This window comes from Streptomyces sp. NRRL F-5630 (assembly GCF_000719475.1).
Lineage (GTDB): Bacteria > Actinomycetota > Actinomycetes > Streptomycetales > Streptomycetaceae > Streptomyces.
Genome location: NZ_JOGO01000080.1, coordinates 1 through 24,574 on the forward strand (window position 1 = coordinate 1; position 24,574 = coordinate 24,574).

Annotated in this window: 20 protein-coding genes and 1 pseudogene; 9 read left to right on the forward strand and 12 right to left on the reverse strand. The window is 72.5% G+C overall.

Features of this window, described 5'->3' with window-relative positions; genetic code table 11:
* Window positions 1–675, forward strand: a 675-nt coding sequence (locus tag IF99_RS0126065) for a VWA domain-containing protein (RefSeq protein ID WP_031000003.1), incomplete at its 5' end; no start/stop codon positions are given.
* Between the two features lie 230 nt (window positions 676–905).
* On the forward strand, window positions 906–2,618 hold the full coding sequence (gene metG / locus IF99_RS0126070) for a methionine--tRNA ligase (RefSeq protein WP_031000005.1): 1,713 nt from the start codon (window positions 906–908) through the stop codon (window positions 2,616–2,618).
* Window positions 2,619–2,685: 67 nt separating this feature from the next.
* On the opposite strand, the gene IF99_RS0126075 is transcribed toward metG, so the two are convergent.
* Both IF99_RS0126075 and aspS read right to left on the reverse strand, forming a co-directional pair.
* Complete coding sequence (locus IF99_RS0126075) at window positions 2,686–3,264, reverse strand: Uma2 family endonuclease (RefSeq protein WP_031000007.1); 579 nt, start codon at window positions 3,262–3,264, stop codon at window positions 2,686–2,688.
* 211 nt (window positions 3,265–3,475) lie between these two features.
* The gene (gene aspS, locus IF99_RS0126080; RefSeq protein ID WP_031000009.1) at window positions 3,476–5,239 is read right to left on the reverse strand and encodes an aspartate--tRNA ligase; all 1,764 of its coding nucleotides are present in this window, start codon (window positions 5,237–5,239) and stop codon (window positions 3,476–3,478) included.
* 157 nt (window positions 5,240–5,396) lie between these two features.
* Between aspS and IF99_RS0126085 the strand changes: the two genes are divergently transcribed.
* Window positions 5,397–7,712, forward strand: a complete 2,316-nt coding sequence (locus tag IF99_RS0126085; protein WP_031000012.1) for an ATP-binding SpoIIE family protein phosphatase — start codon at window positions 5,397–5,399, stop codon at window positions 7,710–7,712.
* Window positions 7,713–7,807: 95 nt separating this feature from the next.
* Here the strand turns inward: IF99_RS0126085 and IF99_RS0126090 are convergent, their stop codons facing one another.
* Both IF99_RS0126090 and IF99_RS0126095 read right to left on the reverse strand, forming a co-directional pair.
* A complete protein-coding gene (locus IF99_RS0126090; RefSeq protein ID WP_037827624.1) occupies window positions 7,808–8,932 on the reverse strand; it encodes an AI-2E family transporter in 1,125 nt (374 codons plus the stop codon).
* 246 nt (window positions 8,933–9,178) lie between these two features.
* Window positions 9,179–9,379, reverse strand: a complete 201-nt coding sequence (locus IF99_RS0126095; RefSeq protein WP_031000016.1) for a CsbD family protein — start codon at window positions 9,377–9,379, stop codon at window positions 9,179–9,181.
* Between the two features lie 143 nt (window positions 9,380–9,522).
* Here IF99_RS0126095 and IF99_RS0126100 point away from each other — a divergent pair, with 143 nt between their 5' ends.
* Together IF99_RS0126100 and IF99_RS0126105 are read left to right on the forward strand one after the other, a co-directional pair.
* A complete protein-coding gene (locus IF99_RS0126100) occupies window positions 9,523–10,206 on the forward strand; it encodes a GntR family transcriptional regulator (protein ID WP_031000018.1) in 684 nt (227 codons plus the stop codon).
* Window positions 10,203–11,540, forward strand: coding sequence for an MFS transporter (locus IF99_RS0126105; protein ID WP_031000020.1), 1,338 nt, complete (start codon window positions 10,203–10,205; stop codon window positions 11,538–11,540). The genes IF99_RS0126100 and IF99_RS0126105 overlap by 4 nt, the downstream gene beginning before the upstream one ends.
* Window positions 11,541–11,672: 132 nt before the next feature.
* Here the strand turns inward: IF99_RS0126105 and IF99_RS0126110 are convergent, their stop codons facing one another.
* Window positions 11,673–12,497, reverse strand: a complete 825-nt coding sequence (locus IF99_RS0126110) for a maleylpyruvate isomerase family mycothiol-dependent enzyme (RefSeq protein ID WP_031000022.1) — start codon at window positions 12,495–12,497, stop codon at window positions 11,673–11,675.
* A gap of 392 nt (window positions 12,498–12,889) precedes the next feature.
* On the opposite strand from IF99_RS0126110, the gene IF99_RS0126115 reads away from it, so the two are divergent.
* A complete protein-coding gene (locus IF99_RS0126115; protein WP_031000023.1) occupies window positions 12,890–13,276 on the forward strand; it encodes a VOC family protein in 387 nt (128 codons plus the stop codon).
* A gap of 6 nt (window positions 13,277–13,282) precedes the next feature.
* Here IF99_RS0126115 and IF99_RS0126120 read toward each other — a convergent pair whose 3' ends face one another.
* A complete protein-coding gene (locus IF99_RS0126120; protein ID WP_031000028.1) occupies window positions 13,283–13,771 on the reverse strand; it encodes an LURP-one-related/scramblase family protein in 489 nt (162 codons plus the stop codon).
* A 200-nt stretch (window positions 13,772–13,971) separates the two neighbouring features.
* Between IF99_RS0126120 and IF99_RS0126125 the strand changes: the two genes are divergently transcribed.
* Window positions 13,972–15,801 (forward strand): NHL domain-containing thioredoxin family protein, encoded by a 1,830-nt coding sequence (locus IF99_RS0126125; RefSeq protein WP_031000030.1) that lies wholly within the window; start codon window positions 13,972–13,974, stop codon window positions 15,799–15,801.
* Window positions 15,802–16,043: 242 nt separating this feature from the next.
* Here the strand turns inward: IF99_RS0126125 and IF99_RS0126130 are convergent, their stop codons facing one another.
* From IF99_RS0126130 to IF99_RS0126140, 3 genes are all read right to left on the reverse strand, one after another.
* Entirely contained in the window at window positions 16,044–16,298 is a 255-nt protein-coding gene (locus tag IF99_RS0126130) for a DUF6458 family protein (protein WP_031000032.1), read from the reverse strand.
* 108 nt (window positions 16,299–16,406) lie between these two features.
* A complete protein-coding gene (locus IF99_RS0126135) occupies window positions 16,407–17,714 on the reverse strand; it encodes a M18 family aminopeptidase (protein ID WP_031000034.1) in 1,308 nt (435 codons plus the stop codon).
* A gap of 556 nt (window positions 17,715–18,270) precedes the next feature.
* Window positions 18,271–20,097, reverse strand: coding sequence for an acyl-CoA dehydrogenase (locus tag IF99_RS0126140; protein WP_031000036.1), 1,827 nt, complete (start codon window positions 20,095–20,097; stop codon window positions 18,271–18,273).
* Between the two features lie 254 nt (window positions 20,098–20,351).
* Between IF99_RS0126140 and IF99_RS0126145 the strand changes: the two genes are divergently transcribed.
* Window positions 20,352–20,855, forward strand: coding sequence for an SseB family protein (locus IF99_RS0126145; protein WP_031000038.1), 504 nt, complete (start codon window positions 20,352–20,354; stop codon window positions 20,853–20,855).
* A gap of 70 nt (window positions 20,856–20,925) precedes the next feature.
* Here IF99_RS0126145 and IF99_RS0126150 read toward each other — a convergent pair whose 3' ends face one another.
* Window positions 20,926–21,297: a VOC family protein gene (locus tag IF99_RS0126150; protein WP_031000040.1), complete on the reverse strand. Its 372-nt coding sequence runs from the start codon at window positions 21,295–21,297 to the stop codon at window positions 20,926–20,928.
* 159 nt (window positions 21,298–21,456) lie between these two features.
* Here IF99_RS0126150 and IF99_RS0126155 point away from each other — a divergent pair, with 159 nt between their 5' ends.
* Window positions 21,457–22,029, forward strand: a complete 573-nt coding sequence (locus IF99_RS0126155; RefSeq protein ID WP_234340858.1) for a hypothetical protein — start codon at window positions 21,457–21,459, stop codon at window positions 22,027–22,029.
* A gap of 147 nt (window positions 22,030–22,176) precedes the next feature.
* Here the strand turns inward: IF99_RS0126155 and IF99_RS0126160 are convergent, their stop codons facing one another.
* Both IF99_RS0126160 and IF99_RS0126165 read right to left on the reverse strand, forming a co-directional pair.
* Window positions 22,177–23,745 (reverse strand): RICIN domain-containing protein, encoded by a 1,569-nt coding sequence (locus tag IF99_RS0126160; RefSeq protein WP_234340859.1) that lies wholly within the window; start codon window positions 23,743–23,745, stop codon window positions 22,177–22,179.
* A 36-nt stretch (window positions 23,746–23,781) separates the two neighbouring features.
* Window positions 23,782–24,574: pseudogene (locus IF99_RS0126165) on the reverse strand (hypothetical protein); the annotation flags it as partial.

The window sequence follows — 24,574 nt, forward strand, 5'->3', positions numbered from 1 at the left end:
ACCCCCACCCCTGCCGTCCCCGCCGCCCGCGTCAAGCGCCTCGCCCCCGCCCTCGCCCCCGCGCACAAGAGCGCCGGTGCCGCCCTGCGCACGGCCGGGCTCACCGGGACGCGAGCGCGCGTGTACCTCGTGCTCGACCGCTCGGGCTCGATGCGCCCGTACTACAAGGACGGCAGCGCGCAGGCGCTCGGCGAGCAGGTGCTCGCGCTCGCGGCGCACCTCGACGCCGAGGCCGTCGTGCGCGTCGTCTTCTTCTCGACGGCGATCGACGCCGTGGGCACGCTCGCGCTCGACGCGTACGAGGGCGTCGTCGACGAACTCCACGCGGGCGCCGGGCGGATGGGCCGCACCAACTACGCGCTGGCGATCGAGGAGGTGCGCGCGCTGCACGCGAAGGAGGCGGCGGGCGAGCCGGGCCTCGTCGTCTTCCAGACGGACGGCCCGCCGGACGTGCGGACCGCCGCGACCCAGGCGCTCAAGACGGCCGAGGCCGAACAGCCCGAGCTGCGCTGGCAGTTCGTCTCCTTCGGTGAGACGGAGTCGAAGAACTTCGACTACCTGCGGCGGCTCAAGGCGGCCAACGCGGGCTGGTTCGCGGCGGGTCCCGTACCGAAGGAGCTCACCGACGCCGAGGTCCTCGGCGGACTGCTCGCGGACTGGCGGCCCCAGGGCTGAGCGCGGCGACGGACGCGGCCGGGTCCCGGGACCGGGACCCGGCCGCGTCACGTGGGGTGACCGCCTGCTCCCCGGCCGTACCGCCGTGCCCCGCGCGGTGTCCACGGAGAGAAACCCCCGGAGCCCGTCTCGCCCGTTCGGCTACGATTTCCGGGATAACAGGTGACCGGCGGACACACCCCCCGGCCTCCGCCCCTCACCTTCCGTAGCGACTTGGGAGCAGCCCCCCGATGGCTCGACACCTCATCACCAGCGCCCTTCCGTACATCAACGGGATCAAGCACCTGGGCAACATGGTGGGGTCCATGCTCCCGGCCGACGTCTACGCGCGGTACCTGCGCCAGCGCGGGCACGAGGTGCTCTACATCTGCGCCACCGACGAGCACGGCACCCCGGCCGAACTGGCCGCCGCCGCGCAGGGCGTGCCCGTCGCGGAGTTCTGCGCCACGGCGCACGACGCGCAGAAGGCCGTCTACGACGGCTTCTCGCTGGCCTTCGACTACTTCGGCCGCTCCTCCTCGGCGCAGAACCGCGAGATCACGCAGCACTTCGCGCGCAAGCTGAACGAGAACGGCTTCATCGAGGAGCGCGCCATCCGGCAGGTGTACTCGCCGGTCGACGGGCGCTTCCTGCCCGACCGCTACGTCGAGGGCACGTGTCCGCACTGCGGCTACGACAAGGCGCGCGGCGACCAGTGCGAGAACTGCACGCGCGTCCTGGACCCGACGGACCTGATCAACCCGCGCTCGGCGATCAGCGGCTCGACGGACCTGGAGGTCCGCGAGACCAAGCACCTCTTCCTGCTCCAGTCGAAGCTCCAGGGCGAGGTCGAGAAGTGGATCGACGCGACGGCCGACTCCTGGCCGCAGCTCTCCTCCTCGATCGCCCGCAAGTGGCTCACCGAGGGCCTGCACGACCGCGCGATCACGCGTGACCTCGACTGGGGCGTGCCGGTACCGGCCGACGTGTGGCCCGAGCTGGCCGCCGAGGGCAAGGTCTTCTACGTGTGGTTCGACGCGCCCGTCGAGTACATCGGCGCGACGCGCGAGTGGGCCGAGTCCGGGCCGGAGGGCCGCGACTGGAAGTCGTGGTGGTACGGGGCCGACGACGTGCGCTACACGGAGTTCATGGGCAAGGACAACGTGCCGTTCCACTCCGTGATGTTCCCGGCGACGCAGATCGGGACGCGCGAGCCGTGGAAGCGCGTGGACTTCCTGAAGTCCTTCAACTGGCTCAACTACTACGGCGGCAAGTTCTCGACCTCGCAGCGCCGGGGCGTCTTCACGCACGACGCGCTCGAACTGCTCCCGGCCGACTACTGGCGCTACTTCATGATGGCGAACGCGCCGGAGTCCGACGACACGTCCTTCACCTGGGAGCACTTCCAGGCCACGGTGAACAAGGACCTCGCGGACACGCTCGGCAACTTCGTCAACCGCGTGCTGTCCTTCTCGCGCAAGCGCTTCGGCGACGCGGTGCCGGAGGGCGGGACGGCGGGCGAGGCGGAGACGAGGCTCGGCGAGGAGATCGCCCGGCTGCTCGCCGAGTACGAGGAGCAGATGGAGGCGCTCCAGTTCCGCAAGGCGGCGGCGGCGCTGCGCGCGCTGTGGTCGGCGGGGAACTCGTACCTGGAGGAGAAGGCCCCCTGGCTGGAGATCAAGACGGACCAGGAGGCGGCGGCCCTGACCCTGCGGACCGCGATGAACCTGATCCACCTCTACGCCGTCGTCTCCGAGCCGTTCGTCCCGACGACGGCGAAGGCGATGCGGACCGCCTTCCGGCTGGACGCGGACAAGGCCACGTGGATCTCGGCGGCCGAGGCCCACGCGCTGGACGCGGTCCCGGCCGGCACGCCGTTCATCGTCCCGCCGGTCCTCTTCGCGAAGCTGACGGACGACGACCTGGAGGTCTTCAAGGAGCGCTTCGGCGGCGCGGAGGACTGAGCCTCCGGTCCCGGTCGCAGGAGGGCCGCCACCCGGGCACGGGTGGCGGCCCTCGCCGCGTACGGGATCAGCCCGCCCAGTCGAGCAGCGGCGCCGTGTCGAGGTCGAAACCGACGGGCTCGGGCAGGGAGACGCTCTTGCCGAAAGCCACCTCGTTCACCTTCGCGTACCGTCCGCCCTCGGGCTCGGAGTGCACCTTCACCGACTGGTTGCCCCGGTCGACGAGGAGGTAGACGGGGATTCCTGCGGCGGCGTAGGCGGCGGGCTTCTCGATGCGGTCGCGCTGGTTGGTGTCACGGTCCCGGGAAGTCACCTCAACCACCATCCGCACGTCTTCCGTGCCCGCCCACTCTCCGACGCCCTCGAAAGCTCCCGAGCGCGCCAGACAGCCATCCGGACGGGCGTTGCCCCGCCGGTACGCCTCAACGTGCAGGCCCTGGTCTCCGTAGAGCCACAGCTCCGGTCGAGCCTGAAGACAGACTTTGGTGAGCCATTCGATGATGCGCCCGTGGTAGCCGTCCGGCACGGCCTTCTCCCTGATCTTCCCGTCGAGGAATTCCAGCCGGACCGACTCGTTCGTCCGCGCGGCGGCGCGGGCGATCTCCTCGAAGTCCTCCTGGCTCAGCGGACTCGCGCTCGTGTCCATGACGGAACACTCCTTCACAGCGGTGCTCACGGCGGCCCCTCCACACTCACGGCAAGTCTTGCCCGCCACGGTAGGGAGCGCCACCACCGGCAAAACCATTCTGCGCCGGACGATCCCCCCATCGGGTGACGGTGCGGGCCTCTCGGGCGGGAGGACGCGGAAGGGCCGGGCCCCGTCCCCGGGGTCCGGCCCTTCCGCCTGCCGCGTACCGCTACTTCTGGACCGGCTTCCTGAGCTGGATGTTCAGCTCCCGCAGCCGCGTCTCGTCCAGCTCCGTGGGGGCGCCCATCATGAGGTCCTGGGCGTTGCCGTTGAGCGGGAAGGCGATCGTCTCCCGGATGTTCGGCTCGTCGGCGAGGAGCATCACGATGCGGTCGATGCCGGGGGCGATGCCGCCGTGCGGCGGGGCGCCGAGGCGGAAGGCGCGGAGCATTCCCGCGAACTCGTGCTCGACGGTCTCGCGGTCGTAGCCGGCGATCTCGAACGCCTTCAGCATGATCGCGGGCTCGTGGTTGCGGATCGCGCCGGAGGACAGCTCGATGCCGTTGCAGACGATGTCGTACTGCCAGGCCAGGATGTCCAGCGGGTCCTTGTGCTCCAGCGCGTCCATGCCGCCCTGCGGCATGGAGAACGGGTTGTGCGAGAAGTCGATCCTCCCGGTCTCCTCGTCCTTCTCGTACATCGGGAAGTCGACGACCCAGCAGAACCGGAAGACGCCCTCCTCGAAGTGCCCGGCCCGCTTCGCGGCCTCGACGCGCACCGCCGACATGATCTTCGAGACCTCGTCGAACTCACCCGCGCCGAAGAACACCGCGTACCCGGGGGCCAGCGAGAGGCGCTCGGTGAGGGCCTTCACGTCGTCCGCCGTGAGGAACTTCGCGATCGGGCCCGCGAGCTGACCGTCCTCGCCGACGCGGACCCACGCGAGGCCCTTCGCGCCCTGCTCGGCCGCGTAGTCGCCGAGCTGGTCGAAGAACTTGCGGGACTGCTTCGCGGTGTCGGGCACGGGCAGCGCGCGCACGTGCTTGCCCGCGAACGCCTTGAACTCCGAACCGGCGAAGACGTCCGAGACGTCGTGCAGTTCGAGCCGCGCCCGCAGGTCGGGCTTGTCGTTGCCGTACTTCAGCATCGACTCGCGGAACGGGATGCGGGGGAACGGCGAGGTGACCTCGCGGCCCCCGCCGAACTCGGTGAACAGCTCCGTCATGAGCTTCTCGACCGGCTGGAAGACGTCCTCCTGCTCGACGAAGCTCATCTCGACGTCGAGCTGGTAGAACTCGCCGGGCGAGCGGTCGGCGCGGGCGTCCTCGTCGCGGAAGCACGGCGCGATCTGGAAGTAGCGGTCGAAGCCGGAGACCATGAGCAGTTGCTTGAACTGCTGCGGGGCCTGCGGCAGCGCGTAGAACTTGCCGGGGTTCAGGCGCGAGGGGACGACGAAGTCGCGGGCGCCCTCGGGGGAGGTCGCGGTGAGGATCGGCGTCGCCATCTCGTTGAAGCCGAGCGCGACCATCTTCTGCCGCACGGCCGCGATCACGGCGGTGCGCAGCATGATGTTGCGGTGCATCCGCTCGCGGCGCAGGTCGAGGAAGCGGTACTCCAGGCGCCGCTCCTCGTTGACGCCGTCCTCGGCGTTGATCGTGAAGGGCAGCGGGCCGGCCTCGCCGAGCACCTCGACCTCGCCCGCCTCGACCTCGACCGCGCCGGTGGGCAGGTCCGGGTTGACGTTCTCGGCACCGCGCGAGACGACCTTGCCGTCGACCCGCAGGACGGTCTCCTTGGAGAGCTTGTCGAGCGTCTCGAAGGCGGGCGTCCCGGGGCGGGCGACGAGCTGGGTGATGCCGTAGTGGTCACGCAGATCGATGAAGAGGATGCCGCCGAGGTCGCGCCGATTGTGCAGCCAGCCGCTCAGCCGGACGTCGCCGCCGACGTCGGAGGCGCGGAGCTCGCCGCAGGTGTGGGACCGGTACCGGTGCATCTCTATCCAGTCGCTCGGGGGGTAGTGCGTCAAATTATCCGGGTCAAGGTTACCGCCGTCCCGTACGCCCCCGGGGCGCCGCCCCAAGGCCCCCGCCCCGCCCTCCGCGCCCGCTTCCGACTGGCTGCCCCGCGCATAATCCACGTAAAATCAGACAATGGGTAGCGAAAACGTCGCCCCCAGTGCCACCGAGACACTCGCCGCGCTGCGCACGGGTCTGTGGCGGTGGGACGACGCGGCCGGGACCATCGCCGTGGACGCCGAGGCGGCCCGGCTGCTCGGCCTGCCCGCGCGCCCGGCGACCCTCTCCGAGGCGGCGGTCCGTGCCCGCTTCCACCCCTCGGACTGGAACGAGATCCAGAGCGTCATCACGCTCGCCGCCGCCGAGGAGACCCTCGGCGAGGCACGGCTGCGGGTCATGGACGAGCAGGGCAACGTCGTCCGGGTGGTCCGCACCCGCTCGCGGCCCACCGTCCCGGTCGCCCCGCCCGGGACGGGCGGAAAGGAGGCCGAGCACGACGCGGCCGATACCTCCGCGACGTGGCTCGGCAGCGGCGTGACCGCCCCGGCGGCGGGCCGTTCGGACCGCTCCCGGCCCGGGTTCATCCTGGTCGGGACGCTCCAGGAGATCACCGAGCCCTCGCCGGAGACCGTCGCCCGCGCGCCCGTCACGGGCGACTGGCGCCGCTCGCGCGAGGCCTTCCTGCTCGACGCGGGCCGCGCGCTCGCCGAGGCACGCTCCACGACGGAGGTCCTGCGCGTCGCGGCCGGGCTCTCCATGCCGGGCTTCTCGCCCGACGGCCTCGCCGTCTTCGGCGTCGAGAACGACCACCTCACCGTGGTGGGCCACCACGGCCACCGCAGGGACGCCGCGGCCCCCTTCGCCGACATCTCCCTCGACGCGGACTACCCGGCCGCCGAGGTGATCCGCACCGGCCGCGCCGTCTACCTCTCCTCACCGGAGGAGTACCGCGAGCGCTACCCCGCGACATGGCCGCTCGCCGCCGCGTTCGACCGCAAGTCCTGGGCCTTCCTGCCGCTCGTCGCCGCCGGGCGCACGATGGGCGCCTGGCTCGCCGCCTTCACCTACCCCGTCGCCTTCACGGCCGACGAGCGCTCCGTGCTCGCGACGGTCGCGCGGATGCTCGCGCAGGCGCTGAGCCGCGCGGGGATCGCCGACTCGCAGCGCGAACTCTCCGAGGGGCTCCAGCGGTCCATGCTGCCGCGCCTCGGTCCCGCGATCCCCGGCATGAGCCTCGCCGCCCGCTACGTGCCGACCGGCGGCGGTCTCCGCGTCGGCGGCGACTGGTACGACGTGATCCCGCTCCCCTCGGGCCGTACCGCGCTCGTCATCGGCGACGTGCAGGGCCACGACGTGCGCGCGGCCGGGCTCATGGGCCAGTTGCGGATCGCGGTGCGGGCCTACGCGGCCGAGGGGCACCGCCCGGACGCGGTCCTGACCCGCGCCACGCGCTTCCTGCACGGCATCGGCGAGACGCGGGGCATGGACGCGACGGCGGTGGAGGACACGGAGGCACTGGAGGCGCCGGACGACGACCCGCGCTTCGCCACCTGCCTCTACGTCGAGGTGGACCCGGCGAGCGGGACGCTGGAGATCGCCCGCGCGGGGCACCTCGAACCAGCGGTCCGGATGGCCGACGGCACGATGCTGCGCCGCTCCGTCGCGGGCGGCCTCCCGCTCGGCATCGACCCGGACGCGGACTACCCGACGACGCGGCTCGTCCTGGAACCCGGCGAGACGATGGTGATGTGCACCGACGGCCTCGTCGAGACCGGCGGGCACGACCTCGACACCGGCTGGAAGCGGCTGCGGCGGGCCGTCGAGTCGTACGAGGGCGACGACGTCGAGGGCCTCGCGGACGCGCTGCTCGGGGCCGTCCACCGGCCGGGCGCCCAGGAGGACACGGGGCCCCTGCGCCCGCTCCACGAGGACGACATCGCCCTCCTCCTCCTGCGCCGCGCGCTCATCGGCTCCTCCAGCCGGCTGCGCCACCCGCCCGGGCGCCGCGCGATCCTCTCCGTCGCGCAGGCGGAGCCGGAGCGGGTGGCGGGGGCGCGGCGGCAACTGCGCGACCTGCTGCACGACTGGCCGGAGCGGGACCAGGTGGACTCGGCGGTGCTGATGTGCTCCGAGATGCTCACGAACGTGCTCGTGCACACCGAGGGCGACGCCCTTCTCATCGCCTCCGTGACGGGCCCGCCGGGGGCCCGCCGGATGCGCGTCGAGGTCTTGGACGACGACGACACCCTCCCGCACCGCCGTGACCCGGGCGAACTGGCCTCCTCGGGGCGGGGCCTGGTGCTGATGGAACTCCTCGCGGACGACTGGGGGGTGTCCCCGCGGGGCGAGGGCAAGGCGATCTGGTTCGAGCTGCGCGAGGAGGACGAGGAGGACGAGGAGGGTGGCGAAGGGGACGAGGAGGACGAGGGCGAGGGCGGCGGGGCGCGGTGACGGGGCGGGGGCCCGGGACCCCCGTGCGGTCCCGGACCCCCTGGCCACACCGTAGAGCGTTACGGACCGTTTTATGTGATTTAACGGTGAACCGTTCAGGGAGTGTCTCCCGCCCCCGTCCCTTTCGCGCCCGCCTCGCCCGCGCTCGCGCCGCCCCCGTCCCCGTACCGCTGCCGCAGTTCCCGGAAGATCCCGAACGCGGCGGCCGTCAGCGGGACCGCGAGGAGCATCCCGAGGATGCCCGCGAGCGAGGCGCCCGCCGTGATCGTCACCATGACGACGGCGGGGTGCATCTGCACGGTGCGGCTCTGCACGATCGGCTGGAGCAGGTGCCCCTCCAGGACCTGCACCGCGAGCACGACCCCGAGCACCCACAGCGCGATGACGAAGCCCCGGTCCGCGAGCGCGACGAGGATCGCGACGGCCCCCGAGATGAACGCGCCGAGGTAGGGGATGTAGGCGCCGAGGAAGACGAGCGCGCCCAGGCCGAGCGCGCCCGGCACGCCCAGCACGAGCAGCCCGATCGTGATGAACGTGGCGTCGATGAGCGCGATGATCGTCGTGCCGTGCATGAAGCCCGCGACGGCCTGGTACGCGCGTCGCGCCATCGCCTCCACGAGGTCGGAGCTGTCGCCCGGCGAGAGCTCGCGCAGCCCGCGCAGCGCGCGGCCGGCGTCGCGCAGGAAGAAGAACATCAGGAGCAGCGCGAGGACGGCCGTCGCCACGAAGCTGCCGACGACGCTGAGGCCGTTGATCACCCCGGTCGCCGCCGTGCCGCCGAACTTGTCGAGCAACTGGCGGGCGTTGTGCGTGATGTCGTCGAGCGAGGTGTTCTTGGCACCGACCCACGAGGCCGCGTCCTCGAAGGCGCTGCGGATCGAGTCGAGGATCTGCTGCCCGTTGTCGACGATCGCGCTCGTCACGATGTACCCGGCCCCGCCGACCGCCGCCACGACCGCCGCGCACGTGATCCCGGCCGCGAGCGAGCGCTGCACGTGCCCGCGGCCCACGAGCAGCGAGTAGAGCGGGCGGAGCAGCGCGGTCCCGAGCACGGCGAGCAGGATCGGCGTGACCGCGGTCTTCAGCTCGACGCACAGCCAGATCGCGACCCCGGCGACCCCGGCGACGAGGAGGAGGAGCACGCACCAGGCCCCCAGTCTGCGCAGGGGCTCGGGCAGCAGGTCTGCGAGGGGCTTGGCGGACGGCGACGGTACGGGCATGGACCCAGCGGACCACGGAGCGGGGCGGCGTCGGCGGGTGCCATGCCGGGCGGGGACCCGGAAGAGGGCAGGCGCCCGGCCGGGGCGCGGCACAGCGAGACCCCCGCCCGGGAGGGGCGGGGGTCTCGCTTCGGGGGCGGGTGCGCACCGGAGCCCGAGGGGGGCGTGGCCGCGGTGGCACCCGGTTCCTGGAGTGGACGCGGGGCCGCTCGGGTCAGGGATCGCCCCGGTCCAGGTCTGAGGATGTCAGTGGCGGAAGGCGTCCTTCGCCTTCTTCTTGGCCTCGCGCAGGTCGCCGCGGGAGCGTTCGGCGCCGCCCTCGGTCCGGAGCCGTTCGTTGCCGACGAGCTTGCCCGCCGCCTCCTTCGCGGCGCCCTTCACACGCTCCACGCGGGCGGTCGTCCTCTGGTCCGCGCGGTGCGCGTGCCTGCCGTGCTTGGCGGCCATGATCGTGCTCCTTCGCTTCGGGCTGTGAGCCGTATCGCTGACGCCGGTCGCGTGCCCCGCCCCACGCGCCTCACACCTCCCGCACCCTGTCCAGTTCGTGGACAAACCCCAGGGCGTACGCATCTTGTATCTATGCTGTGCGCATGTCCTCCGTCCCCACGGCAGCCCTCTCCGCCGAGCCCAGGCCCACCAGGCAGCCGCCCGCCGCCGACCGCGTCTACACCCACGTCAAGCACCGCATCCTCGACCGCAGCTACGCCGGCGGCACCCTCCTCACCGAGGGCGAGGTGGCCGACGAGGTCGGCGTCTCGCGCACCCCGGTACGGGAGGCGATGCTGCGCCTGGAGGTCGAGGGGCTGCTCAAGCTCTACCCGAAGAAGGGCGTCCTCGTCCTGCCCGTCTCGGCGCAGGAGATCGAGGACGTCGTCGAGACGCGGCTCCTGGTCGAGCAGCACGCGGCGCGCAAGGCCGTGCCCGCCTCGCCCGTGCTCCTGGCGCGTCTTGAGGAGCTGATCGCCGAGCACCAGCGGCTCGCCGAGTCCGGGGACTACGAGGGCGCCGCCGCGAGCGACCGCTGCTTCCACGCGGAGATCGTGCGCAGCGGCGGCAACGAGATCCTCTCGCGCCTGTACGACCAGCTCCGGGACCGCCAGCTCCGCATGGGCGTCGCGGTCATGTACTCGCACCCGGACCGCATCCAGAAGAGCCTGCACGAGCACCGTGAGATCCTCGCCGCCCTGCGCGCGGGGGACGCCGAGGCGGCCGTCGCCGTCGTCGACCGGCACGTGGGCTGGTTCCACACGCTCGCCCGCGGGGAGGTGCGATGACCGCGCAGTCCGTGCCCGCGCGCGCCACGCTCCCCGGCGATCCGCCCGGCGGCCGGGCGGCCGTCGCGATGTGGAGCGTCGGCGTCTCCGTCTACTTCGTCGCGATCATCTTCCGCACGTCCCTCGGCGTCGCCGGGCTCGACGCGGCCGACCGCTTCCACGTCGGCGCCTCGGCGCTCTCGACGTTCTCCATACTCCAGCTCCTGGTCTACGCGGGGATGCAGATACCCGTCGGCCTCATGGTCGACCGGATGGGCACGAAGAAGGTGCTGTGCCTCGGCGCCGTCCTCTTCACCCTGGGCCAGCTCGGCTTCGCCTTCTCGCCCAACTACGCGACGGGCCTGCTCTCGCGGGCCCTGCTCGGCTGCGGCGACGCCATGACGTTCATCAGCGTGCTGCGCCTGGGCAACCGCTGGTTCCCGGCCCGGCGGGGCCCCTTCGTCGGCCAGCTCGCCGGCCTCGTCGGCATGGCGGGCAACCTCGTCTCGACGCTCGTGATCGCCCGGCTCCTGCACGGCATCGGCTGGACGGCCGCCTTCGCGGGCAGCGCGGGACTCGGCGTCCTCGTCCTCGTCGTCACGCTGCTCTTCCTCAAGGACCACCCCGAGGGCCACGAGCCGCCGCCCCTGCCCGCCGCGCACCGCGGCGCCGCCTACGTCCGCGCGCAGATCGCCGCGACGTGGCGCGAGCCGGGCAGCAGGCTCGGGATGTGGACGCACTTCACGACGCAGTTCCCCGCGATGGTCTTCCTCCTCCTGTGGGGGATGCCGTTCCTCGTCGAGCAGCAGGGCCTCTCGCGCGGCACGGCGGGGGACCTGCTCACGGCCGTCATCCTGTCGAACATCGTCGTGGGGCTCGTCTACGGACAGCTCATCGCCCGCCACCACGGCGCCCGCGTCCCGCTCGTGCTCGGCACGGTGGGCGCGACGGCCCTGCTGTGGGCGCTCGTCCTGGGCTGGGGCCCGCACGCCCCGATGTGGCTCCTGATCGCCCTGACGGTGGTACTCGGCTCCTGCGGCCCGGCCTCGATGATCGGCTTCGACTTCGCCCGCCCGGCCAACCCGCCCGAACGCCAGGGCACGGCCTCGGGGATCGTCAACATCGGCGGCTTCAGCGCCTGCATGCTCCTGCTCCTGGCCATCGGCGTCCTGCTCGACGCGACCGGCGACGACTACCGCGTCGCCTTCTGCGCGATCTTCGCGGTGGAGGCCCTGGGCGTCTCCCAGATCCTGCGCCTGCGGGCCCGCGCGCTCCGCAGGGAACGGGAGCGGCTGGTGGCGAGCAGGATCGAGACGGTCCACGTGCCGCAGCAGTCCAGCCCCTCCGGCGCCTGAGGAGCGGAGCGGCGGAGCGCGGCGGGTGCGCAGGGCGCGGGCGCGGAGGCGCGAGGCGCAGGGCTGAACGCGGGTGCGCAGGGCGCGGGCGCGGAGGCGCGGGCGGAGCCCCCCCAGGGGGCCCGCCCCGCCTCAGGGTGTCAGGGCGAAGTGGGCCAGGATCGCGGAGACCAGCGCCTCGTCCCCCTCCGACTTCACGTCAGCCGCCGCCCGCTCCGCGGAAATCCGCCCGCAGGCCAAGCGGAAGTACGTCTCCCACTCCATGCTCAACGTGGCGACCGGCCCGAGCGACGGCGCCCCGTCCACGCTCCCCCGCCCCTCCGCGTCGACCCGCACGGTCCGCAGGAACTCGACGGGACCGCTCACGTCGAAGACGACCGCGCTGTTCGCCGGGGCCCCCGCCCGCTTCGCGACGACCTTCGGGAGCCCGCCCAGCAGTTCGTCCCGCGCGACATGGGCGCCGGGCGAGTCGAGGTTCCCCGGCTGCCCGAGCGCGACACGCAGGTCCTGCTCGTGCACCCACACGTCGAACGCGCGCCGCCGCATGGCGACTTCGAGGGTCTGCTCGGTGCCGAGCGGCCCCCGCAGCGTCGCGTCCGGCTGCCTGTTCTCGTTCCGGAGCTGCCGGTTGCGGCGGATGATCGTGTACTCCAGCTCCCCGAGCATCTCGGGGGCCGTGTGATGACGGCGGACGTCGACCTGCATCTCCATGTACCGCTGGTGCTCGGTGCGGACGTGGTACAGGTCGCGCGGCAGCGTGTGGATCGGGCGCGGATCGCCGAGGATCTCGCAGTCCAAGCCGATGACGTGCGAGATCAGGTCCCGCACCGACCAGCCGGGGCAGGGTGTCGCCCGGTTCCAGTCCGCTTCCGCGAGGGGCTGCACCAGCGCGGATATCGCTTCCACGGAGTGGGACCAGGCGTCGGCATAGGTCTGAAGGCTGGGATGGAGGCTCACGGGACCCCTCGTGCGGTCGGTACGGCGCGGCGGTCGCCGCGGCAGGACATCGGGTCGTCAGGGACGGCTGGCGGGCGGTCAGGGCGGCGACGGCAGTGCGGCGCCGGACGGTGCGCGGGTGCTCGGGGGCCGGGGGGAGAGCCCCCGGAAGAGCACAGTACGCCGCCGGGTGTCGCCCTGGCAGTGCTTTCGAGTGACGATGGTAGGCCGGAGTTGACGTCCCGACCCACACAGCGGTGGTACGGTTCGCCGCCGCACGAGGCTCCGCACCCCGTGCGCCCCGTACGGGCGCCCGCCGGGGACCGCTCGCGGGCGCGCATATGCCCGCCCCGGCGCCCGCCGCCCGTCCGCCTCCGCGCGCCCAAGGCCCCACTCCCCTAAGCTCGGTGGGCATGGTGCAGGTACTGAGCAGCAGGATTCTGCTGCGCCCCACTGACCCCGGCCGCTCCCGCGATTTCTACGGCCGCCGCCTCGGCCTCGCCGTGCACAGGGAGTTCGGCACGGGCGAGGAACGCGGCGTCGTCTACTTCCTGGGCAACGGCTTCCTGGAGGTCTCCGGCCGCTCCACCGAACCCCCGTCACCCGCGCTCGGCATCTGGCTCCAGGTCCCCGACGCGGCGGCGGCGCACGAGGAGTTGCGCCGCGCCGGGGTGGAGATCGTGCGCGAGCCGCGCGAGGAGCCGTGGGGGCTCGTCGAGATGTGGCTCCGCGATCCGGACGGGGTCCGGATCGCGGTCATCGAGGTACCGGAGAGGCACCCCTTGCGCTGGCGCCCGTGAGCGGCCTCAGCCGTCGTTGCCCTCCGCGAGCGCGATCACGCACACGGTCACCGCGATGAGGAGCGCGGGGTCCACGTCCTCCCGCACGACCTGGACCCCGTAGGTGTCGCGGACGGTGAACCAGCGCCGCGAGATCTGCGCGAGCAGTTCGCCGTCGTACTCGATCGCGAACTCGCGGTCGAGGATCTTGCCGCTCACGTCCAGTTCGGTCCCGTCCGCCATCTCGACGCGGAAGTGGTTGCGGAGGAGCGAGAGCCGTTTGCGCTTCACCTTGGCGAGGTGCTCGCCCTCGCGCTCGATGATCATCTCCCCCATGAGGCTCAGCAGCTTCTGGTGGATGTCGACGAGCACCCGCCCCTGCTCGTCCTTCAGCTCGAAGGTCTGCCGGAGCCGCATCGCCTTCCCGTCGACCAGGAAGACCTTCCGCCCCGACTCGTCCTCGATCCAGTAGTCGTCACCGAGGGAGAACAACCGCTCCCGCACGAGATATCTCATGGCCCTACGGCTACCCGTTTTCCCGCCGGAAAGCGGCGGCGCCCGGCCGCGTTCCCCCGGAAACACCGGTACGGGGCCGAAAGCGGGCTTCCACGGGGCACCTCCCCTCGCCGCACCCCGGCCCGCCGGGCGCCGGGAATTGTTCCACGTGAAACATCCGGATCGCGGATCACCGCAGGTGAAGTGGCACCCTGGAGACCATGAACGACGCAGCTCCCGCATCCCGCCGTGCCCGTGTCCGCGCCCCCGAGCTGACCGGCAAGGGCGGCTGGCTCAACACCGGCGACACCGCGTACTCGCTCGCCGATCTGCGCGGCCGGATCGTGATCCTCGACTTCTGGACCTTCTGCTGCGTCAACTGCCTCCACGTGCTCGACGAACTGCGTGCGCTGGAGGAGAAGCACCGGGACACGGTCGTGATCATCGGGGTGCACTCGCCGAAGTTCGCGCACGAGGCGGAGCACGGGGCCGTCGTGGACGCGGTGGAGCGGTACGGGGTGGAGCACCCGGTGCTCGACGATCCGGAGCTGGCCACGTGGAAGCAGTACGCGGTACGGGCCTGGCCGACGCTCGTCGTGATCGACCCCGAGGGCTACGTCGTCGCGCAGCACGCGGGCGAGGGGCACGCGCACGCGCTCGCGACGCTGGTCGACGAGCTGGAGGCGGAGCACGAGGCGAAGGGCACGCTGCGGCGCGGCGAGGGCCCCTACGTACCGCCCGAGCCGGTCGCGACCGACCTCCGCTTCCCCGGGAAGGCGCTGCGGCTGCCCGGGGGGACGTTCCTGGTCAGCGACACGACGCGGCACGCGCTCGTCGAGCTGGAGGCGGACGGCGAGACGGTGCGGCGGCGGATCGGCGGCGCGGGGCGCGGGCTCGTCGACGGGGACGCGGCCGGGGCGCGGTTCAACGAGCCGCAGGGCCTCGCGCTGCTCCCGGACGGCGCGGTCGTCGTCGCGGACACGGTGAACCACGCGCTGCGCCGCGTCGATCTCGCGAGCGGTGAGGTCACCACGCTCGCGGGGACGGGGCGGCAGTGGTGGCAGGGCGAGCCGGTCGCGGGCGCGGCGCGCGAGGTCTCGCTGTCGTCGCCGTGGGACGTGGCGTGGTTCGACGGCGAGGTGTGGATCGCGATGGCGGGCGTGCACCAGCTGTGGACGTACGCGCCGGAGAGCGGCACGGTGCGCGCGGCGGCGGGCACGACGAACGAGGGGCTGGTCGACGGCCCGGCGGCCGAGGCGTGGTTCGCGCAGCCCTCGGGGCTCGCGGTGAGCCACGACGGCGAGCGGCTGTGGGTCGCGGACGCGGAGACGAGCGCGCTGCGCTGGATCGACCGCGCGGGCACGGTCCGCACGGCGGTCGGCACGGGCCTCTTCGACTTCGGCCACCGCGACGGCGCGGCCGGGCAGGCGCTCCTCCAGCATCCCTTGGGGGTCACGGCGCTCCCGGACGGCTCGGTGGCCGTCGCGGACACGTACAACCACGCGCTGCGCCGCTACGACCCGGCGAGCGACGAGGTGACGACGCTCGCGACCGATCTGCGGGAGGCGAGCGCGGCGGTCGTGGACGGCGAGGAGATCGTCGTGGTCGAGTCGGCCCGCCACCGGCTGACGCGGTTGCGGCTGCCCGAGGAGGCGGTACGGGTCGAGGCCGTCGCCCACCGCACCCGGCGCGCGGCGACCGAGGTGGCCGCGGGGAAGCTCGCCCTGGACGTCGTCTTCCAGGCCCCGACGGGCCAGAAGCTCGACACCCGCTACGGCCCCTCGACGCGCCTCCTGGTCTCGTCGACGCCCCCGGAACTGCTGCGCGCGGGCGAGGGCGCGGGCACGGGGCTGGCCCGCGACCTGGAGCTGAACCCGGAGATCCCGGAGGGCGTCCTGCACGTCTCCGCGATGGCGGCCTCCTGCGACGAGGCCGGGGGCGAATACCCCGCGTGCCACGTGCACCAGCAGGACTGGGGCGTGCCGGTGAAGCTCGTCGCGGAGGGCGGCGAGACCCGGCTGGCCCTGGTGCTGGCGGGGCTGGACGGCTGAGGGAGGGGGGCGCACCGCGATCGGCGCGCCGGGCCTGGCACCGCCGCGCGGTGCCTGGCGCCCGCCCCGGCCCGTCCCGGGCTTCCGGCTTCCCGACCCCCGGCTTCCGGCTGGGCGCGCTGCTTCGGGGGGCGCCCCCTGAAGTCCCGCCATCGGTCATCGCCCCGGACATGCCACCGGCCGCCACCGTTGGCGGTGACGGCCGGGCAGGGAGCGGCAGGAGCTGCGTAACGGAGGGCCCGTCAGTAGCCGCCGTGCTCACGGCGGATGCGCTCCTCCTCGGTCATCGGCTGCGAGGTGACGATCGGCGCACCACCGGTGGTGGTGATCATGCGCCGCTTGCGCGCGATGCTGGTGAACGTCACGACGCCGATGATGCCGACGACCATGAGGATCACGCCGACCAGGCTCAGATCGAGCCCGCTGACGTGCCAGTCGCTCGCGAACGCGAGGATCGCGCCGATCGCGATCAGAATGATGCATCCACCAAGTCCCATGACGAGCCTCCTTGTTGCCGTCCGTGCCTCCCGCGTACCCCCGGGGGCGCACCGCACACTGCCGTGCGCCCCGAGACAGCTCCGTACCGGAACCGGACGGCCGGGGCCTCAGCCCTCCAGGAAGGCGGCGAGCGTGTTCGCCAGGTAGTACGGGTCCTTGTCGCCGCACAGCTCGCGGACGCTGTGCATGGAGAGGATCGCGACGCCGATGTCCACCGTCTTGATGCCGTGGCGGGCCGCCGTGATGGGGCCGATCGTCGTGCCGCACGGCATCGAGTTGTTCGAGACGAAGCTCTGGTACGGGGTCCCGGCGCGCTCGGCGGCGGCGACGAAGACGGAGCGGCCCGCGCCGTCCGTGGCGTAGCGGTTGTTGACGTTGACCTTGAGGATCGGGCCGCCGTTGACGCGCGGGTGGTGGGTCGGGTCGTGCTTCTCGGCGTAGTTGGGGTGCACGGCGTGGCCCGTGTCCGAGGAGAGGCTCACCGAGGAGGCGAGGGCGCGGGCGCGGTCCTCGTAGGAGCCGCCGCGCGAGGCGACGGAGCGCTTGAGGACGTTGCCGAGGAGCGGGCCGTCGGCGCCGGTGTCGGACTGGGAGCCCGTCTCCTCGTGGTCGAAGGCGGCGAGGACCGGGATCGAGGACAGCTCGCCGGAGCGGGAGGCGGCGATGAGCGCGGCGACGCCGGAGTGCACCGAGAGGAGGTTGTCCATGCGCGGGCCCGCGACGAACTCGTTCTCGCGCCCGAGGTAGGCGGGCGCCTCGACGGGGTGGGCGAGCAGGTCCCAGCCGGTGACGCTGCCCTCTTCGAGCCCCGCTTCGCGCTCGGCGAAGGCGATCAGCTCGCCCTCGTGCCCCTCGCCGAGGCCCCAGACCGGCTGGAGGTGGCGCTGCCGGTCGAGCTTGAGGCCGTCGTTGACGCCCCGGTCGAGGTGGACGGCGAGCTGCGGGACGCGCAGCAGGGGGCGGTCGACGGTGAGGAGCTTCGTCGAGCCGTCGCGCAGGCTGAGCCGGCCGGCGAGGCCGAGGTCGCGGTCGAGCCAGGAGTTGAGCAGCGGGCCGCCGTACAGCTCGACGGCGACCTGCCGGAAGCCGTGCGCGGAGAAGTCGGGCCGCGGCTTGACGCGCAGCCCCGGGGAGTCGGTGTGCGCGCCGACGATGCGGAACGGGGTGTGCGCCTCGACGCCCTCGGGGACGTACCAGGCCACGAGCGCGCCACCGCGCAGCACGTACGTGCCGCCCGGGGTGCCCTCCCACGCCGCCTCCTCGGCGACCTGCCGGAACCCGGCCTCGTCCAGGCGCCGCGCCGCCTCGGCGACGGCGTGGTACGGCGTGGGGGACGCCGCGAGGAAGGTCAGGAGGTCGTCGGTGTGCGCGCGGTCGAAGGGCGCGGAGGCGGGGGCGGCGGTGCTGGTCGTCATGGGGAGAGCCTAACGAGCGGGTGGTGGGAGGGGCCGGGGACGGCCGGGTCACCCTGCGGGCGGGGCAGCACGCACCGGCCCCCTGCGCGGGGGAGGTCAGCACGCCTTGGCCCTCCTGTGCGGGGGAGGGCAGCACGCACCGGCCCTCCTGTGCGGGGGAGGTCCAGCACGGCCGGGTCAGCCTGCGCGGGACAGACCCCCACCCACCCGGGGGGCTCCCCTGACACCATTCTTTCGCACCCCGCCACCCCCCACCGCCCCTCCCGCCCCTTCTGTGGATAACTTCGCCGAAGTCACCACACGCCTCACCCTCCCGGGTGGCGAGTGTCCCCGCGATACCGCTGTGCGCGAACGAGGCGAAGGAAAGACGACAGGCCCGGTCGCAAGCGAACACCCGCGAGACGGCCCGCCCCCCACCAGCGACACGGCCGCCCCACACGAACGACACGGCCCGCCCCACACGAGCGACACAGCCCGCCCCCACACGCGAAACGGCCCGCCCCCACGAGCGGGACGGGCCGTACGCCGAAGGATCAGCGCTCCGGGAGCACGGGGCTCAGAACGCCTCCTCCGCGAGGTCCATCAGCTCCAGGTCCGTCGACTCGGCGAGCGCGCGCTCGATCGCGACGCGCGGCAGGATGTTGGCGGCGAAGAACTTGGCCGCGGCGATCTTGCCCTCGTAGAAGTGCTTGTCCTTCGAGGAGGCCGAGGCGAGCTTCTCCTCGGCGACCGCCGCGCCGCGCAGGAGCAGGTAGCCGACGACGACGTCACCGGCCGCGAGCAGCAGGCGCGAGGTGTTGAGGCCGACCTTGTAGATCTCGCGGGCGTTCTCCTGCGTGGCGGCGAGCTGCGTGAGCATCGCGCCGACGAGGGCCTCCAGCTCACCGGCGGCCTTCGCCAGCTCGCCGCGCGCGGCGGCCAGCGTCTCGCCGCCGGGGCCGACCGCGAGGAACTTCTTGATGTCCTCCGCGACGGAGTTCAGCGCGGCGCCCTGGTTGCGGACGATCTTGCGGAAGAAGAAGTCCTGGCCCTGGATCGCCGTCGTGCCCTCGTAGAGGGTGTCGATCTTGGCGTCCCGGATGTACTGCTCGACCGGGTACTCCTGGAGGTAGCCGGAGCCGCCGAAGGTCTGGAGCGACTGCGCGAGCTGCTCGTAGGACTTCTCGGAGCCGTAGCCCTTGACGATCGGGAGGAGCAGGTCGTTGAGGGCGTGCAGCTCGGCGGCGTCCTCGCCCGCGGCCTCCTTGACGGCGATCGAGTCCTGCACCGCGGCGGTGTGCATGACGAGGGCGCGCATCCCCTCCGCGTACGCCTTCTGCGTCATGAGCGAGCGGCGTACGTCGGGGTGGTGCGTGATGGTGACCTTGGGCGCGGTCTTGTCGGTGAAGTTCGCGAGGTCGGGGCCCTGCACGCGCTCCTTGGCGTACTCCAGGGCGTTGAGGTAGCCGGTGGAGAGGGTCGCGATGGCCTTCGTGCCGACCATCATGCGGGCGAACTCGATGATGCGGAACATCTGGCGGATGCCGTCGTGCTTGTCGCCGACGAGCCAGCCCTTGGCGGGGTGGCGGTCGCCGAAGGTCATCTCGCACGTGTTGGAGGCCTTGAGGCCCATCTTGTGCTCGACGTTCGTCGCGTAGACGCCGTTGCGCTCGCCCAGCTCGCCGGTCTCCCAGTCGAACTCGTACTTCGGCACGAGGAAGAGCGAGAGGCCCTTGGTGCCGGGCTTGCCGCCCTCGGGGCGCGCGAGGACGTAGTGGAGGATGTTCTCCGACATGTCGTGCTCGCCGGACGTGATGAAGCGCTTCACGCCCTCGATGTGCCAGGTGCCGTCGGCCTGCTCGATGGCCTTGGTGCGACCGGCGCCGACGTCCGAACCGGCGTCGGGCTCGGTGAGGACCATGGTCGAGCCCCACTGCCGCTCGACCGCGATCTCGGCGACCTTCTTCTGCGCCTCGTTGCCCTCCTCGAAGAGGATGCCGGCGAAGGCGGGGCCCGAGGAGTACATCCAGACGGCGGGGTTGGCGCCGAGGATCAGCTCCGCGTACGCCCAGATGAGGGAGCGCGGCGCGGTGGTGCCGCCGATCTCCTCGGGGAGACCCAGGCGCCAGTACTCGGAGTCCATGAAGGCCTGGTAGGACTTCTTGAACGTCTCGGGGACGGGCGCCGTGTTCGTCTCGGGGTCGAAGACGGGCGGGTTGCGGTCCGCGTCCGCGAAGGACTCGGCCAGCTCGTTCTCGGAGAGCCTCGCCAGCTCGGCGAGGATCGACTTGGCGGTGTCGGCGTCCATCTCGGCGAAGGGGCCGGAACCGTAGACCTTGTCGCGGCCCAGGACCTCGAAGAGGTTGAACTCGATGTCTCGGAGATTCGACTTGTAGTGCCCCACGGCGACGGCTCCCTTACGCGGTACGGGGAGGCTGCCCTCCACCCGGACGTATCAGACATACAAGCCGATATCAGTACGGGATGCCCACGCGCACGCGTACCAGTACCGGCCGGTAGCTACGATGATGCTACCCGCGAGTAATAAGGCGCAAGCCCTGGCGGCCCCCGCGGATGAGGAAGTCGTCACTCCGGGGCCGCGCACCGCCCCCCTCACGGCCCTCCCGGGCCCCGTGCCGCCTCGGTACTCTTTCCCCCATGTACGGCTACGACCCGAACGCGGGCGCCCAGCAGCAGTACGCCCCGCCTCCGCAGGCCCCGCAGCAGCCCCAGCCCGGCGCGTACGGGCAGCAGCAGCCGGACGCGTACGGCCAGCAGCAGCCCCCGCTCTACCCCGAGCCGTCCCCCCCGTCGCTCGCGGAGGCGGTCCGCGCCTTCACGACGGGCCAGTTCACCTCGGACGACTTCCAGCAGATCTTCGCCGCGTCGAAGGTCTACTGCCCCCGCGGCGACACCCCGGGCTTCCTCGCCCTGCACAACACGCAGCAGCCGGTGATCCCGATGTTCACCTCGCTGAAGGAACTCCGCCGCTACGCCGGCAAGGACTCGAAGTACTTCGTGATCACGGGCGCGGAGGTCCTGGACCTCCTCCCCACGGGCTACGGCTTCGTCCTGGACATGGAGGGCGAGCACCGCATCGTCTTCGACGCGAAGGCGGTCGAGGAGATGGTCGAGTACGCGATGCGGAGGATGTACGGCTGACACCCGCGCCTCCCCGGCCGCGCGGCGGGCCCGCGCGGCGCCCCGCATGCCGGACGGCCGGAACGCCTGTTCACCCCGCCGGAGCGAACACGCAGAATTCGTTCCCCTCCGGGTCCCGCATGACGTGCCACGGGATGCCCTTCGCGGCGTCGGGCTCCTGGACCACCCGCGCCCCGAGCCCGCGCAGCCGCTCGACGTCCCCGTACACGTCGTGGTGCATCCGGTTCTTGACGACCTTGCCCTCGGGCACGGGAACGACCCAGATCAACGGCCCGCCCCCCACCGGATCGACGATCGCCACGGGCCGCCCGGCGGGCTCCCCCTCACCTCGCCGCACATAGCCCATGGCGGCACACCACCAGTCGGCGAGTGCCTGATGGTCCCGTGCGTCAAGACAGAGGTCCTTGAACCGAGCGGGCGCGGACTCCGGCGAAGAGGTCATGCCTCCACCCTGCCCACGACCGCCCCTGCCCACCACCCCTGTGCACCACCGCGCCCCCCAGGACCTCACCAAGGCCGCCCCGTTCACCGCGAGCGACAGTAATGTCCCCTTTGCGCCGCCCTCCGACCGGGAGCGCGAACCTTCAAGGGGGAGAACGGGATGAGCCGGGTGAAGCTCGTGACGAGCGCGTTCGCGGCCACACCCCGGCAGGGGCCTCGCGTGACCGGTGATCCGGACAGCGAGTTCCTCACCCACGCGGCGGAGGTCGCCTTCGATCTCGGTGGTGACCGCTTCCGCCTCACCGCGCTGAGGATGCGGTCCCGGGCCGTCGAGTTCACCGAGACGGGCGGCCCGGCGGAGCCGCCCGTCTGCCGCGAGGGCGCGCCACCAGGCACCGGCCGCGAGGCGCGCCGCGTGTACGACTGGCGGCCGGCCGCGGGGGCGCCGTCCTGGATGAACATGGCCTGGCTCCTGGACGACCTCGCGGCCTGGGCCGGGCAGATGGCGGCGGACGACGTCGCGCTGGCGGGCGTCGAGGCCCCCGAGCCGCACTGGTGCGACGTCCTGGTCCGCGACGGCGACACCCCCTACCGGGCCCGCCTCACCCTGGCCGACCGGGACGAGGTCCTGGACTACCCCGGTATGTACCTCCGCGAACTGTTCGCCGAAGGCCGCCACCGCGACCACCTGACGGAGAACGGATCGCTGGTCGATCTGCGCGGTGTTCTCTGATCCCTCCGGCCCGCCGTCCGCCCACCGCCGGCGACCGCCACGGTGGAGCCCATCGCCTCGACGAGAAAGAGAACGTCCCCGTTCCCGAGGCGTAGCTGAGTACACCTCGGGAACGGGGACGCCGGGTCCGCCGGAGCGGGTCCGTCCTCAGACGATCCAGCGGTCACCGAACCCGCACATGGCGATTTCGAGCCGCGCGTCGTTGCCCGCAGAGGCTCCGTCGGTCGGGCGCAGGCACAGGTCGTTGCTGACGGCGTTACGGATCCAGTTGGTCCCGTCCCCGCGGGGATCGAGCCACCAGAGCTGGTTGTCGCCGGTCGCGTTGCAGTGGAACTCGCTGACCTTCGTCCCCGCCGACCTCGCGTTGTAGTAGCCCAGGTCCAGGCACAGCCCGTCCTTGCTGTTGCGGATCAGGAAGAGGGGGGCGTTCTGGGGGCCACCGTTCTTATCCACGATGTCCAGGTTCCACAACTGGTTGTCGACGGTCGTGTCGTTGCACGGGAACTGGTTGACCGGATCGTTGATCTTGCCCTTGTCGTAGCCCCCGATGTCGATGCACTGGCCGGTGTCCGCGTTCTTGATCACCGTGTTCTGCACGCCGGAGCGGCCGTTGGCCCACTGGCGGAGCTTCTCGGCCGCGGTCAGCTCCTTGACCTTCGGCTTGGGCTTGGGCTTTTCCTTGGGCTTCTCGGACGCGCTCGGCGAGGGCGCGAACGTCTGCTTGTGGACCACCGGCGCGGGCGGCTTCTCCTTCTTCTCCTTGCTCGGCTTGGGGGAGGGAGTCGGTGACTCGCTCGTGTAGGTGTCCGGAACGGCGGAGCGCTCGGTGTCGAGCACCGTGTCGGCCGCGTTCTGCGTGCGGGTCCGCTCGGGTTCGCGCTCGTCCTGCCCGGCCACCAGGAACGGGACCGCGATCAGTATCGCGCCGACGATCGCCGCCGCCGCCAGCATCGGCTTCTTGGGGCGGCTGCCGGGCGGCTCGTCGCCCGCGCGCGTGCTCGTGCCCGCGCCGCCGCTGCCCGCCGCTGCCGCCGCGACGGCGTCCGGCGCCGAGCCCCCGGCGCTGCCGACGGTCGCCAGCACGGTGGTCGGGGCCGAGGGGGAGGCGGAGGAAGCAGTCGCGGAGGACACGGACGCGGAGGACGCGGACGCGGAGGACGCCGAGGAGTCGGGCGCGGACGCGGCCGGTCCGGCCCCGCCCTTGGCCGCCGCCTGGACCGCGGCCTGGGTCGCCGCCCTGTCCGCCGCCTTGGTCCCGGCCGGGGCGGCGGCCGACGGCTTCGGGGCGCCGATGCCTCTCGCGGCGCCGGTGACCCCGTCGGCGTCCGTAGGCTCCGTGGCCTTCTTCCGGGCGTCCTTGTTCTCCGGGCCCTTGTTCTCCGGCTCGTCGTGCTCAGGACCCTTGTTCTCCGGCCCGTCGCCCTTCGGCCCGTCGCCCTTCGGCCCGTCGCTCGTCGGTCCGCTGCGCTCCGTACGGGCATGGGCGTCCGGGGTGGCCTCGGCGGGCGACGCGTGCGTACGGCCCCGCTGTCCGCCGCCCGGCGTCAGAGCGCCGCCGGGGGCGAGAGCGCCGCCCGGGTCCCCGGCCGCTCCCCCCATCGTCACCGCCCTGCGGACCGACACCGGCGAGCTTCCGGGCTTGCCGGAGGCGCCTGCGTCGGCGGAGGTGCCGGAGCGCGGCGGTATCCGGTCGGAAGGATCATGTTGAGGTGCCATGCAACTTCCCTACTCATGTCTGGATTCGGTGTCGCGTCACGGCCCGGCGCCCACGGCGCCGACGCAGCGCTCCGGCCAGTGGCCGGTGCCCTCCGGTGCCGCCGAGCGCCCGCGCACGACATCGTCCAGCCGGGCGAGCACGGCCCGATCCGCTTCGGGATCGGGCGTGGCCGCCGTGGCGGGACCGGTCAGTTCACGCAGAAAAATCTGTACGGAAGGCCCGTCGCGGCGGACGTCCAGCACCCGGAAGAGGGTCCCCGGGGCGAACACCACCTCCTCGGGCCCACGGCTGTGGTCGGACAACTGCCGTACGCGACGGCCGGTCACCGACCAGATGACATAGCTCCCGCCCGGCATCATGGCCGTACGGGTGGGATCGAGCGGCGTGGTGCTCAGCAGGGCCGCGTCGCGCAGCAACGTCCCGCGACGGGGCAGGGCGGGGACGCCGGAGCCGCCGGCGGTGGGGTCACTGCCCGTGCCGCGCAGCACAGCACCCCGGTAGGACGGCAGCCGGGTCAGCGCCGAGGCCACGCAGGCTCCGTACGGCAACATCCCCGGATCGTAGTCGCGCAGGGCGCGAGTCACCGCGCCGTGGCTCAACGGGCCCTCGGAGGTGTGCAGATACATGCGCAGTGCGATCAGATCGGCGCGAGCCGCCTCCTGTTCCCTGCCGCGCAGCGCGGGCATCCGGGCGAGGGAGCGGGCGACGGCGGCGCCGTGCCGGTCCCACATACCCTCCGCGAGCGCGCGGAAGGCGGTCCGTTCCACCTCGCTGCTGCGGTGTCCGGGGTCCAACGGGACGGGGGGCAGGGGGTCCTGGGGGGCGTGG

Excerpts from the sequence above, each read along its gene's own strand:
- metG (WP_031000005.1), top strand. The coding sequence starts at position 906 with ATGGCTCGACACCTCATCACCAGCGCCCTTCCGTACATCAACGGGATC.
- IF99_RS0126075 (WP_031000007.1), bottom strand. The coding sequence starts at position 3,264 with ATGGACACGAGCGCGAGTCCGCTGAGCCAGGAGGACTTCGAGGAGATC.
- aspS (WP_031000009.1), bottom strand. The coding sequence starts at position 5,239 with ATGCACCGGTACCGGTCCCACACCTGCGGCGAGCTCCGCGCCTCCGAC.
- IF99_RS0126085 (WP_031000012.1), top strand. The coding sequence starts at position 5,397 with ATGGGTAGCGAAAACGTCGCCCCCAGTGCCACCGAGACACTCGCCGCG.
- IF99_RS0126090 (WP_037827624.1), bottom strand. The coding sequence starts at position 8,932 with ATGCCCGTACCGTCGCCGTCCGCCAAGCCCCTCGCAGACCTGCTGCCC.
- IF99_RS0126095 (WP_031000016.1), bottom strand. The coding sequence starts at position 9,379 with ATGGCCGCCAAGCACGGCAGGCACGCGCACCGCGCGGACCAGAGGACG.
- IF99_RS0126100 (WP_031000018.1), top strand. The coding sequence starts at position 9,523 with ATGTCCTCCGTCCCCACGGCAGCCCTCTCCGCCGAGCCCAGGCCCACC.
- IF99_RS0126105 (WP_031000020.1), top strand. The coding sequence starts at position 10,203 with ATGACCGCGCAGTCCGTGCCCGCGCGCGCCACGCTCCCCGGCGATCCG.
- IF99_RS0126115 (WP_031000023.1), top strand. The coding sequence starts at position 12,890 with ATGGTGCAGGTACTGAGCAGCAGGATTCTGCTGCGCCCCACTGACCCC.
- IF99_RS0126120 (WP_031000028.1), bottom strand. The coding sequence starts at position 13,771 with ATGAGATATCTCGTGCGGGAGCGGTTGTTCTCCCTCGGTGACGACTAC.
- IF99_RS0126125 (WP_031000030.1), top strand. The coding sequence starts at position 13,972 with ATGAACGACGCAGCTCCCGCATCCCGCCGTGCCCGTGTCCGCGCCCCC.
- IF99_RS0126130 (WP_031000032.1), bottom strand. The coding sequence starts at position 16,298 with ATGGGACTTGGTGGATGCATCATTCTGATCGCGATCGGCGCGATCCTC.
- IF99_RS0126135 (WP_031000034.1), bottom strand. The coding sequence starts at position 17,714 with ATGACGACCAGCACCGCCGCCCCCGCCTCCGCGCCCTTCGACCGCGCG.
- IF99_RS0126145 (WP_031000038.1), top strand. The coding sequence starts at position 20,352 with ATGTACGGCTACGACCCGAACGCGGGCGCCCAGCAGCAGTACGCCCCG.
- IF99_RS0126150 (WP_031000040.1), bottom strand. The coding sequence starts at position 21,297 with ATGACCTCTTCGCCGGAGTCCGCGCCCGCTCGGTTCAAGGACCTCTGT.
- IF99_RS0126155 (WP_234340858.1), top strand. The coding sequence starts at position 21,457 with ATGAGCCGGGTGAAGCTCGTGACGAGCGCGTTCGCGGCCACACCCCGG.
- IF99_RS0126160 (WP_234340859.1), bottom strand. The coding sequence starts at position 23,745 with ATGGCACCTCAACATGATCCTTCCGACCGGATACCGCCGCGCTCCGGC.